The organism is Photorhabdus hindustanensis (assembly GCF_002968995.1).
GTDB classification, from domain to species: Bacteria; Pseudomonadota; Gammaproteobacteria; order Enterobacterales; family Enterobacteriaceae; genus Photorhabdus; species Photorhabdus akhurstii.
On the sequence record NZ_PUWT01000072.1, the window covers coordinates 1 to 12,226 of the forward strand.

Sequence of the window (12,226 nt, forward strand, 5' to 3'; positions counted from 1 at the left end):
TCTGGCTGAGAGGTTGGCGCATTTTGTGACTGTCGGCAATCCAGTCGCGGAAAGAGGAAAAACTCAGCTGATGCTGTTCGCAATACTGTTTTCGGGTCAGGTTACTGTGGCGCCATTGGGCCACATGGTGTTGTTTTTGTTCCGGGGTATATCGGCTACGGCTCATGGTGTCAGTCTCCAGGTGAAGATAAGGAAGCAGTAGCGTGCAGGGGCCGGAGAGGAAGAACAAGGTGAGATGACCGGAGTATTACGACTGAGATGCCAAACTCCAGAGACAGGCGGCCACTGATGACCTCGGGTGAGGTGTGAGTAGACAGTGCGAGCCTAATATAATCCTGAACTTGTGGCTCCAGATGGTGAAAGGCGTTGTCTGGCAAGGGTTTATGACGACATACCCAGGCCAGAGTTTCCGCCCTTCTGCAGGAGTAGGTACCGTTGAAAGCGGAGTCGGTATTGCGTCTGAGTTCCCTGCTGATGGTAGAGCGTGGCAGAGAAAGCTCCCTAGCAATGGTAGCCTGGTTAACGCCTTCCCCACATCGTTTTTCGATGTAGAAACGTTCTTTCTGAGTCAGATGTTTTCCCTGCATGCAACGGGATCTCCAGTTGTGCCAGAACGGTGATTTTATCCGGGTCTGGCCAGTGGGTCACTTTGTTGCATTTCGACTGGGAATGGGGCATTGGCGATTTACAGCCACGTATTTATGCAGATTGGTATCACCACAGGAGTTATCGCCATTCTAATGATGCTCACTGCACCAAAGCTGTACCGTATGACGCTGGACACCGCAGAGGACACTGAGCAGAAAGCGCAAGAAGCGGCAGTCTCTGCCGCCCGTTAATCTGCACGCTTATTCGCAATAATAAACACCGAGGCTATTTCCCCTAATACCGGTCAAGCCTGACCGGTATTTTTTGTAGCAAGCATAAACACCCTTACTGTAACGTGCTACTCCAACTTATTCCTGAAATTTCCATTTTGGATTTAATATAGGAATTACGATGGGAAAATTTTGTCATTTTAAAATCAGCGCAGGTTATTTCAGAACCTGACAGCGTTGTCTCAATTGGGCCTAAGCTGAGATGATAACCTTTTTTGTACATATTTATCTGTGGCGTTTTAATAGACATACCCTGTAATGACGCTCCTACACTACTACCTAATTGCTCTTCCATAACTTTGTTTGTATTCATTCCTGCTGTGAGCTGATGAGTTCTTGATATTTTTCGGTAGTTGTTATCATTGCCCTCAATAAACATATTAGCCCGCTTTACTGTCATTTTCTCTAATGAAAAATTAGCCACTCCTTTATCCATTACTATATTTAACTGTCTAATTCTTCCTCCCGTCGTCCATACCACCCCCCCAGCGTTATTTGATGCACCAGTCTGTTTATTACTCCCTCTCAACATAGGGTGATTAATGGCATTTTTTTTGATAACAATATTGAGCTCATCCACATGGACGCCTTCCATTCGGATAAATGAACTGGCATTGCCTGGAAAATTATTAATATGATATAAACCAATGTCAACATTGGTGTTCCTGACGAATGTTGAGTCGACAGAGTGCTTTAATACACCTAAGGCAGAGTCGATATTATGCATAACGGCTTTTCCTCCGCTTTCGGTATGAGTTAATAACAAGCCAAATGCAGAACCATTAATTGCAGCACCATTACTATTGCTGGTCAAATGCTGAAAAGATCCACTTCCCGCGAAAAGTATTGAAGCGCCGCCTCCCCGATGATTATGCAACTGAGATGCTCTTTCAGGCGTTAACATGCTGTTATTACTCATTCCACGTGGTATTACCGATGTATCCCAGCGGGATTTATTGTTGTATCTGATGACTGCCGGCTCTGGGGCGCGCCCATCAGGATCTGATAACGTTATCGGGTTATTTCTTACCATTCTGAACAGATTCAAGCCGTCCATAGTCCCCGCCGGATCGGTGCTCAGCCAGCGGCACAGTCCCGGCTGGTAATACCGGTAACCATAGTAAACCAACCCCGTAGCATCACGCTCCTTCCCCGAGTAACGCCGCGTACGAACCATAATGTCAGATGTCTCCTCAACGCTGCCCGCACTCCCTCCGTACGGGTAATACTCCTCCCGTGACGTTACCCGTCCCAACTCATCCGTTTCACCCGTGACGCTGCCCAGTATATCGCTCAGTACATAACGCACATGAACCTGTCCTCGAAGGTAGTCCCATATCAGCCGCACGTTGCCCTCGTCCATGACGGCCACATGTAAGGTCATCTTTCTTTCCGTATAACACTGACGTCGCTCTATCCCCCCGGCATAGGTCACAGTCGTTCGCTGACTTCCCCCCGACACCCGCGTAGTGCGCACCTTACGCACCCGCACCCCCGCAGAAGCATACTGATATCGCTCCCGGTCAGACTCCGCACCGTTCGTCCGTATCACCGGGCTTACCCCGGCCAGCTGACCGTCGGCATACCATTCCAGCTGACGACCGTCTACTAACGTGCGCTGACGGCCGCCCGGGGTAAATCCCATGTCCGGCGATGAGGCCAAGGGGGGAACCGTTTTTAGTATCGCCCGGTTACTGGTGGTAGATACCACCATCCCTCGCGTCCAAGGGGATAACCCTTGATGTTTGATCTGTATCAGATTATCGCCGTCATCGTACTTATAGTTTTCGGTGTACTGGCACCAGAGGCCCCGCCCACCGCTGTTATCGTACTTCAACCCGCTCAATGGCCCCCTTACAGTATCCGGTAGACGTTCACGACCGCGGGCACTTATCAGGCGGTATAGCGAGTCGTACGTGTAAGTACAGCTGCCGGCGGTCTGCTGATTACTGTGCCAGTCAGGCGTTACCGCAGCATCATGCCGCATGATGACATTCCCCACTGGGTCATAATGGTAAGATAGGTCCTGCAGGACTTGTGCACCCTGCGTGTGCGACAGCGGGCGCGACACCGTCAGATGGCTCAGTCGCTGGGTCTGCGGCTCATACTCGTAATGACTGACCACGCCGTTGCCCTCGGTCTTGGCGAGCAAGCGGCCGTCGGCCGTATGTTCCACCATATCCAGAACCCCGAGACGTCGAAGCTGGCCATGCTCTTGCCAAGTAAGCCAGGTCTGAGCCACAGTACCCGAAATGTCATAACGGCTATGGGTAGTGACGCCCAGAGCATTGGTTTCCGCAATGACCTCCCCGGTGGCATTAGTCTGCACCTCAGACTCCAACGCTTGGGCATCCGGCTCCAGCAACGCCTGCCGTTGTGGGGTATTATCCGGCCAGTCAGGCAGCGCTGTCTGGGAATCCAGCAGACGCTGCCTGGTCTTCAGCGGCACCCCGGTCAAGGACATTGATAACGTTTCAGTGACACCGGCATTATCCCACGCAGCAGCAACAGCGCCGGCCAGGTTGCATTTTGTTGCCTCAGATCCCGCCCAGGTCAGTGCCTGGCGGACTCGAGCATGCATGGCACCCACCGCCTGCTCGGTTACATACAGCAGGCGTCCGGGCAGAGTTGGAGCTTCATAATGCCAAGTGCTCACCGTGCCTTCGGCACTGCAACCCCAGAAAGGGCGGCCTTCTATATCGCTGAGTAGACGAGTGGTACCACCGTCGACGGTGTGGCTGAAAAGCGGCTGGCCTGCCAGGCCTGTCAGAGTCAGGGCATCGGGAATGCCCTCCGCCAAAGAACGGGCGCCAAAGGCACGCATCGCACGGGTATGCGGATCATGGCACTGGCGCTGAACCAGACAACGTGCGGGGCCTGACTCGCCGGGGTAACGCAGAAAGCTCAGGTTGCGCACCGGCTCCCCCCGCGAACCGTTCAAGACCACGAAGGGCGTCTGGTGATGACATAGGGTTACCACTGTCTGTGTATTGGATGCCATAAGAACCTTCTTTTCACTGAAAGGTAATGAAGAAACTCGCCGTAAGCTAACGGATGTCTGCATGTAACCTAGGGGATTCTTTACCCTGATTTTACGTATTTTCCAATCATCTGTTCATCTCCATGCTTACCAGCTGTGCTCGCAAAATAGTCATCGCGCCCCCATGGTAACGGCTTCACTTGGGGATATTTTTCGCCGTTAGGCTGTTCATCAATTCGCCTCTCAGAAATTAATGCACGATTTGTCCTACAAGCTCAGCATAAGTATCGTTCTCGTCTTCAGCCACGCTAAACCAGGGATAATGCCTCTGCCGCCTGATATATCCCTTGGCTGTAGTAACCGAGATTTCACGGCCAAGCGCATCGTAAAAATGACAATCCGCATAACCATTAACGCGTAGTGAATCATCCGCGATATAACGCCAGTCATTGACAAAAAAAGGCTGATACATGCGGACCGATAGTCCCTTATTGTTATACTCCATGCGACCGGACACCGCCCAGCGCGTCGTTGTATCAGCTAACACAGGAACAACAGCCTTGCCATTATCCGTTACCTTTAATCGTCCATCTGGATCGCGAATGGCCGCCTTTCCAGACTTATGCCTTTGAGCCGTTTGCAAGGTTCGAGAAAAACCATCATAAAAAGTAACGCGGGTTCTAATCTGTTGCTCCACATTGGGATAGTTATCTGCGATAAATACCGCATTACTGATAGGTAAGCGTTGCACCGCGCTGATTTTCCCAGACAATAGAGACGCGATGGAACTCTCGGAAGATCCTGATGCGAGCCGCTGACGCGCCAACGACCGGACATAACCTTCCGAGGTGACAAAATGTTGAGAGAGTAAAGAGGCGTGATCACGAGCACTCACGCCTTCTAGTTTCCCCATCCAACTGTGAGTATCGACCAACACATAGGAAGCAACATGCTGTGGTACATTTGGGTTATCAAGCGTGGCACCCATCGATGTATGTGGCGGTGAAAAGGCCTTAATATCTTTCATAAAACCCACGGCCTTTCCGTTTTCAGTGCCATAAAACGTAGTGGCAAGCACTCTTCCCAAGGCATCAATGCTTACTTCAGAGGCGTTGTCATTAATATCGATTATTTTCCAGGGAATAAGAAAACGGTAATCATATTCAGCTACAGTCGTATGACCCGCCGCGTCTTTAATTTCAATTACGGCACAACAGTGTTTATCCCATTTTATTGCCGTGTGCCCAACCAGTAAACTGCTGCGGGTCGCTACCGGTAAATAAAAACAGCTATAATCACTCCAAGTCGTGAACCCTCTACGTGCCACCCAAACTGGATCACTTTCTTCCTTGGCCCCAAGTATTTTTGGTGCTTCAATATAGCCCGCAGCCAGCAATTTATCCTTTATTGCCTGCCCATCCAAGACACCATTAAATGCATTGAGACTAATATCATCAAGCTCGGCCGTTTCAGTATATTCCAACAATGCGCTCAAGGTAGGGTTATCATCTTTATACTTCCATTGGGTTTGTCCGGTAAAGATACGCGCCCTATCTTTACCTAAAAGCCCCCCAGGCGCTTTCAATTTTTCCAGGCTCAATCCACCTTCAGGCACATCTTGCACCTTATATTGCAACGTATTTTCCCGGGCCATGTTTGGCAGCCCTAACCGCCAGTCCTGTGCATCACAAAGATGGTACATCTTCGCCCGATGTTCATTGAGCCATAAGACATATTGCTGACTATCCTCTGTGGCGGCAAAGGCGCCCTCGGGCAGAGAAGATGCATAGACTTTTAACTCTTTGAATTGGCGACGTGGATAGGCAATATCAACACCGTGTAAAACCGAACCAAAAGCATCAAGTTCTAACTGCACACTCTGCGTTATTTTTGGATCGCTGGCGATACGCTCATAAACATAGCTGAGTGTTTCCAACAGTGCGGGAAACACTACAGGCTCTATGGCCCCAAAAGCGGGTTGCACCACGCGTAACTGATATCGATAAAAGGTTACACTATAAGGCACTGACTCAATTGAGGATTTATCGAGACCATAGATCTCCTGACACAACACGTGTCCCTGTAATGAACGATACAACGGCTGTTTCAACACGTTATCCGGATCAATCAGTTGATCGGCACTTCCATTCCACTCGGTTAATCGGGTGCTGTTTAACCGATAAGGCCGCCATAGCTTCCCAGGCATCTCGGAGAGGCTACTTTCATCCTCTTCCCGCCCCGTATGATACCAGGTGCGAGTTAGCGTCGGGCTGCTTGCGCTTTCATGAATGCCGGTCGGTCGGGCATTTTCATCTGTATCCTGCACTTCGACCCAGCCAAAACCACGAAATTTACGCGCTGTGCCGTCATACATGCCCCGTCGATAACGACAGGTTTGTGTCAAACAATTTCCGGTAATTTCATCCAACGTTTGAACGCGGGTCAACAACTGTACCGGAAAGGGCAGATGACAGACCGCCTGTGGAAACGCTTGTTTTTCATCCAACCAGGACTGGGCCGAATTACTGTAATGGAATTGCGTATCCGCACCCATGTTGTTATTCATCCCTTCCAACAGGTAGGGTTTTTTGTCCGCGAAGGTATAACACCAATGGCGAATTGCCATATAGGGCACCGTCAATACCAGACTGGTCACCCCGGTACCATAAAGGTCCACACAACTTAACCGACACAGTCTATCGTAACAGACCCCCTCAGGAAGGGGTAACACCCTGTCTTCTAAAAAACCTTGCCCTGACTGATTGCGAAAAATACGCAGCTGACTGGCTTCCGCATAAATAATATCAACGGCGCCGCTACCATCGATATCAGCCAAATAAACCTGTGAAGGATTAAACGTCCGTTCGTCCAATGTTAAACCGGGCAGTCTGATTGGCTTACCGAATTTACCCCGTCCCAGATTGGGCCAGCACGTGACAGCATCATGACGGATGCTGATCAGGTGCTGCTGCCCGGAACCTAACACATCACTGAACGCCACCAACTCTGTAACGTCACGCCCGACAACGGGGAGCATCACATCCTCCGTCTGACTGATGGTTACTGGCCCACCAAATCCTTGGCGTTTATTCTCATATAAACGCACGCTTTTTGGCCCAATCAGCACCAAATCTTGTAGTCCAGCGCCAGTTAGATCCATCAACTGCGCGGTGGCGGCCTGAAACTCAGACGGCCAGGCATTAAAGGGAATAAACCCCGACCATTGTTTGGCGGCATTTAAGGTAAAATAGCCGGCCATGCCCGGGCGTTGCACTATCCAGTCTAGCCGGCCATCGCCAGTAATATCCATCAGCGTCATTTTACTGCCAGTAAAAGAGGGGCTTGCAGGTAACTCGTGTAGTGTTCCGTAAATGACACTGTCCGGTGTTTTCCCGCGCTCCGGAGCCCGATAATACCAGCCATCAGGATCGTGATAGAGCAGACCAGGCAGTCCCTCACCGTACAGGTCTACCAACTGATAATCCTGGCCATCCTTTATTTCAGACAGCGCCTCAAGTGGTTGCCAAAGTTGCCCCTCGGCAGAATGGGAGAATGGGGTATAATGGAAGTCCAGCGGCGGTACGGAAAGCAATGCCTTCCGCTCATCATATCCTGCGGACTGTATGCCGACCAATTGGGTCATGAGCGGATTTTCGTCATAGTCAAACAGCATGCGTCTGACTAAACAGGGCTTACCGTCATTCAGTTCAGCGAAAGTATGGAACATCAATACCTGGCGACATAATAGTTTGATATCACGGGGAAACCCATATTCATAGCGGTGCTGTGGATCCTTGCGTGTTGGTGCCGTCGAGTGCGCTACCTGCCAGTCTGGGACCTTGTTCAGGTCACAGCCACGTTCACCATAATCAAATAACAAGGTAAACAACCAGTCTTTCGCCTCCAGCGCGCAATCGTCCCAAGCCAACAGCGCGTTCGATGCCTGTTTATTACCGTAGTACACCCGTTCCAACGCAGCCGTTTGGCAATCATCACGGTAGCAGTAACGAATTTGATGGCCTGAGGGGGATAATGATTCCTGTAGCCACCATTCGGCCACATGTTGTGGATTATCGGGATCGGCCAGCCGCGCTTGCGGCTCTTTTCCCAGACAGTGCAATTCGCCATTTGCACCATGGAGCAACCAAAACCCCGCATTATCTTTACACTGCCAATATTCCAGGCGATTAAACGCGCTTTCCACTTTGGGAAAATATCGAGTCACGGTATAAGTATTATCGAGCGGGAAACCCGCATATTCTGAACAGGAGACCGTGTGGATTCTGCCATTTGATTCTCGTTCTGCGACCAGTTCCTCTCCATCTGGGCCAAGAAAGACATCCTTCTGGTTATACCGCGGCACCCCATGACGAACTGAACGCGTTACGCGCATGATCCCAAGGCCCCAACCGTGACCGAACAACCCGTTTTCTCCGCCACTCGAATAGTGTAATGCCAGCATAGGTGCATAACCCCGGCCAGACGATATCGGCAGCGGCACACTCATCTCTGTCATGCCAAAACTGCCGGCAGATGACAGCGTTTGTCCCATCCCTTTTAACGTCCCCCCCCCCTTAGGCAAAGACAGTGAGGATGGGGCAGCTATCATGTCGGGTGATATCGAATTACTCATCGTTAGCTCCAATGGTCAGTTGGCTTAAGGCTGTGGGGTAAAGATAATGACGCCTTAACTCTGTTAAGGAGCCAACGCGAATCATATCAAAATTAAAACCCTACCTATGTATACAATGCCGTTCACTTAAGCTCTTTTATGAATAAAAATTCATTTTGTGCTTTAAAGATAAAAAGGAATCGGGCTTCCAGCCCTATTTTCCTCCGTTAGACGCCGAGTTCTAACACTTCAACTCCTTAATTGAATGGCATTTTACCTATGTATAGGCTTTTAACATTCTTCTTGTATCTCGAATTCTGTTCAGAATAGTTGTTCTTTTGTTGGTTAGCGCTTCTTTACTGGTCTTAACACGATAAAGCCTATTCCTAATACCGTTTCTGTGGAGCGTCTCTTTCCCTAGATAATCAAATTTCCCCATAATTTCATCATGGTATTCATCAGTCAAAAAGGGTTCTACAGTTTTATGTTTAAAAATAGATTCAATCTTTTCGATTTTCCCTTGCCTTATTTCCCCAGCACCTAACTCATTAACCATCATGGCGAAATCAAACAGTGCAAGAACAGGGACCTTAGCATTGAATTCATCCTTAATGGCTCCCCCGATCTTGCCTGTCACAAATGTCTTTATAGAATCACGGTTAGGCCAATAATTTTGCTCGACATAATTCTTTGCTTCAGTAACTGCAAAATTATCATGAGCACGATTTAGTGCCCTTTTCATTATCGATGTCTGTAGCCTTCCCGGTCTGCCCATTTTCATTTTGCTCAATACATTATCGTATAACAATTCATTACCTTCCTTGGCAACTAAGCCCGCCCCCCAACTACCAACCTTTCCTCCCACTGCTATACCTGCTGCGGTTCCCACACCAGGCATAAGCGCAGAACCTATGGCTCCACCCACGGCGGCCCCTGCGGCCGTTCCGCCCCAACTGAACACAGAATTCACCGTAGAGGTGATCACTATGCTACTTCCCTTGTTGGTCGCCATCGCGAGTCCGCGTCGTTCAGAGGCGGTCGCATCAACAAAATTGTGAATTGTATTTACCGCATTGCTAATAGCATCCAAACGTTCGGCGTATAAGCGAATTGCTTTTATATCTTCATTCCGGGTGGTGCTTATAAACGCTGTTAACGCCGCATCCACTTTCGCAAGCGGAGCGGGTGCCCGCCCATCAATATCGTGTAGCGTAGCGGGATTGTTTCTGACCATACGATACAGGTTTACCCCGTCGGCCGGGCCGTCTGGATCGCTGCTTAGCCAGCGTCCAACCCAACACTGATAGTAACGAAAACCGTAATAGTACAATCCCGTAGCATCTCGCTCCTTGCCTGAATAACGTACTATTTTATAGTTTGTCTCTATCTGGCTGCGAGCCCCCCACATTGCCGTGCCGCCATAGGGGTAATACTCTTCCTGGCTGATTTTGCTGTTCGCTTGCACTCAGACGCGTATAGTCCAGACAAATATTGATACTGAACGGACACTCTTTGATCATGTCATTATCAATATGACTACCGTATCCTTGAACAGTGTTATGTTCAGGAGCACAGGTGCTGGTTTTTAATACGGCAACGCCAAGGGAGGGGGAAAGCTTATAGGCAATAATATCGCCGGACTCCCCTACCTGCGGACCAAAATCCACCCATGAAGTATGATGCTTCGGCCACATGGACATTTCAGCGCTGCCGGACTTTATTTTCCTGATATTATTTCCGATAAGGCAGTAATTGAGCGCTTCATAAATCCCTTTCTGCGCCGTTTCAACCAACGTGGCAACGGTCCCGGCAAGGAGAATAATGCCTCCATATTTATCTTTCGGGAATGCACCCAAAATAGTATTTATTCTCTGCGGCAATTGATCGAGATAACACTCGGTCAAATTATGTAATTCTTCGTCATTTTTTAATGCATCCCAGCGGATATTCCAAAAAAACTCAGGCAGGGTGACAAACAAGGGCACTGATATATCTTTTTTGTGCTGCACTAATGCTGCCAGTGCCTGCTCTATTTCCGTCTGACGTCGGGTAATATGTTGCTGCGCGTACTCTGTAATACTCTGTTGTTTATCCCGCGCCACTAAATGGCGCGTCCTCTCACTGGTTATGGTGCGTAATGCGGCAACCTGAATATGCATTATCTCTGCTCCTGATATGGACGCTATGCCGGCAGATGACAGCGTCTTCCCCATACCCTTGGGGAAAGACCGTAAGGAAGGTGCTGTTTGTCATCAAGTGATATTGAGTTACCCACCCGCTCCATTGGGAAGGGCAGTTTAAATGCCGATGTTAGCCGGCGTTGCGCCTCGGCACCGCAAAAGCTCATATTTTATTCCTCTCCTCTCCAGCACGTTTAACAAAGCATCATGGAGCAGCAACCGTCTCAAAATTCAGCAGAAAAACCCCTTTTTGCGGTAAAGGTGATGAAGTTAGCAGCGGGCTGGCGGTATTACGGTAAAGTTTCCAGTTGCTCTGGGCCAGAGCCGCGTCAGTCTGGCCGCTAAACAATCCCACTTGCTTCCATTCACTGTTGCGCTGTAGCGTGAAGATGGCCTTTGGCAGTTGGGTTTTATCCAATACCGGAAGGTTTCCCTGCAGACTCAATCCCAAACTGCCGTTAACATCCCTGTAGGGGATCACGCTATTCCAGATAATCTGACACTGATTGTCTGTACAGTCTGATACTTTCAAGTAAGGCTTGTTGACGTCACCATTGACCATCGGTTCTTCAAACGTCCTGCTCTGGCTTTTAATTAGCTTCGTTACCTTAACCTTGGCGCTATAGGTCATGGTCGTCGGAACAGGTAGCGAGACACGGTACAAACCTCCTATAACCTCTTTGCCGGTCAAACCATGCTCCACATCAGGCTGGCTAGCGATCTCTTTAGCCCGGGCCATCGGCAACCCATTGGGATTATTGCTATCCACCCACAGCACGGTAGTGTCTTTCGTTACCCCCAGAATTTTTACCTTCGCAATAAAGTGTTTACCGTCCTTGGCCAACTCTTGCTGGGTGGGAACCAGTTGCTCGATAATCGGTGTGGCATCGGCGATGGAGCGCACCGGGATGGTAATTGGTCTGAGGAATTGAGAAACGCCCGCGGTCGGGGAACAGTTATTTGCGAACGGAAATGCTGGCCGGATACCAAACGTCACTACGGGGTCATCAGTCTTGAAATCAGTTTCCCCAGTATTAAGATGTTTCGACAGGGGAAGATGCAGGGTATAGGGCGTATTGAGTTGCGTACGTATGGCGGCAAAATCTTCCCCTAGGTTAGGCGCTAACGCAGTTTGCGCTTTCGGGGAGAAAAAAGTCATGAGTACTTTTTGATTTTCGGTCTTCGCATTTTTCTTGTAACCCTTCACCCACGGATATCCGTTGGCGCAAATACTTATATAATTCTGTGTATCCACCTTACTTGCATCAGGAATCTCGGTTTTTCTAAACGCGATCGCGGTGGTGGCTTCTGGATTAAACAGGGTAATTTCAGGTACGACCTGGCTGGTAATCTTGAACCTGAATGCTTTCGCGCTCTCGGCGGAGGCACTAGCACTGGCGATTAGCAAGCCGGCTATCAGCCCCGGAGCCAGAACGCCGCAACGAAAGCGGCGGGTCGGTGCAGTCGCAAGTGCACGATGTGGATTCAACATATTAATTCTCCTGTTTCAGAAGGATCGGCAGTACGGTTCATACTTGTCCGCACCGCCGCCGAGTTTTATACCCGTTATTTTTTT

At 49.6% G+C, this 12,226-nt stretch carries 7 protein-coding genes and 3 pseudogenes; 1 reads left to right on the top strand and 9 read right to left on the bottom strand.

From position 1 onward, the window contains the following. A partial coding sequence (gene tnpA, locus C6H66_RS21535; RefSeq protein WP_146111090.1) for an IS66 family insertion sequence element accessory protein TnpA occupies positions 1-166 on the bottom strand: 166 nt, incomplete at its 3' end. A gap of 4 nt (positions 167-170) precedes the next feature. Next, positions 171-587 (bottom strand): helix-turn-helix domain-containing protein, encoded by a 417-nt coding sequence (locus C6H66_RS27770; RefSeq protein WP_105396678.1) that lies wholly within the window; start codon positions 585-587, stop codon positions 171-173. An 87-nt stretch (positions 588-674) separates the two neighbouring features. Here C6H66_RS27770 and tppB point away from each other — a divergent pair. Beyond that, positions 675-839 (top strand): annotated as a pseudogene (gene tppB, locus C6H66_RS21545) (dipeptide/tripeptide permease); the annotation flags it as partial. Between the two features lie 94 nt (positions 840-933). Here the strand turns inward: tppB and C6H66_RS21550 are convergent. The 7 genes and pseudogenes from C6H66_RS21550 to C6H66_RS21575 all read right to left on the bottom strand — a co-directional run bounded on the left by C6H66_RS21550 (position 934) and on the right by C6H66_RS21575 (position 12,142). Continuing rightward, positions 934-3,879 (bottom strand): RHS repeat domain-containing protein, encoded by a 2,946-nt coding sequence (locus C6H66_RS21550; RefSeq protein WP_181150258.1) that lies wholly within the window; start codon positions 3,877-3,879, stop codon positions 934-936. Between the two features lie 80 nt (positions 3,880-3,959). Further along, positions 3,960-4,061: pseudogene (locus C6H66_RS27775) on the bottom strand (IS200/IS605 family transposase); the annotation flags it as partial. Positions 4,062-4,108: 47 nt separating this feature from the next. After that, positions 4,109-8,491, bottom strand: a complete 4,383-nt coding sequence (locus C6H66_RS21560; protein ID WP_105396680.1) for a SpvB/TcaC N-terminal domain-containing protein — start codon at positions 8,489-8,491, stop codon at positions 4,109-4,111. Between the two features lie 1,162 nt (positions 8,492-9,653). After that, positions 9,654-9,917 (bottom strand): annotated as a pseudogene (locus tag C6H66_RS27780) (RHS repeat-associated core domain-containing protein); the annotation flags it as partial. Next, positions 9,841-10,629 (bottom strand): hypothetical protein, encoded by a 789-nt coding sequence (locus C6H66_RS21570; protein ID WP_021324036.1) that lies wholly within the window; start codon positions 10,627-10,629, stop codon positions 9,841-9,843. The gene C6H66_RS21570 and the pseudogene C6H66_RS27780, both read right to left, overlap by 77 nt. Before the next feature lie 23 nt (positions 10,630-10,652). After that, positions 10,653-10,817 (bottom strand): hypothetical protein, encoded by a 165-nt coding sequence (locus tag C6H66_RS26145; protein ID WP_155806678.1) that lies wholly within the window; start codon positions 10,815-10,817, stop codon positions 10,653-10,655. 38 nt (positions 10,818-10,855) lie between these two features. Beyond that, positions 10,856-12,142: a hypothetical protein gene (locus tag C6H66_RS21575; protein ID WP_023046064.1), complete on the bottom strand. Its 1,287-nt coding sequence runs from the start codon at positions 12,140-12,142 to the stop codon at positions 10,856-10,858. Positions 12,143-12,226 lie beyond the last annotated feature (84 nt).

What these genes read in the sequence shown, in the direction of transcription:
- C6H66_RS21575 (WP_023046064.1), bottom strand. Translation starts at nt 12,142, where the DNA reads ATGTTGAATCCACATCGTGCACTTGCGACTGCACCGACCCGCCGCTTT.
- C6H66_RS21570 (WP_021324036.1), bottom strand. Translation starts at nt 10,629, where the DNA reads ATGCATATTCAGGTTGCCGCATTACGCACCATAACCAGTGAGAGGACG.
- C6H66_RS27770 (WP_105396678.1), bottom strand. Translation starts at nt 587, where the DNA reads ATGCAGGGAAAACATCTGACTCAGAAAGAACGTTTCTACATCGAAAAA.
- C6H66_RS21560 (WP_105396680.1), bottom strand. Translation starts at nt 8,491, where the DNA reads ATGAGTAATTCGATATCACCCGACATGATAGCTGCCCCATCCTCACTG.
- C6H66_RS26145 (WP_155806678.1), bottom strand. Translation starts at nt 10,817, where the DNA reads ATGAGCTTTTGCGGTGCCGAGGCGCAACGCCGGCTAACATCGGCATTT.
- C6H66_RS21550 (WP_181150258.1), bottom strand. Translation starts at nt 3,879, where the DNA reads ATGGCATCCAATACACAGACAGTGGTAACCCTATGTCATCACCAGACG.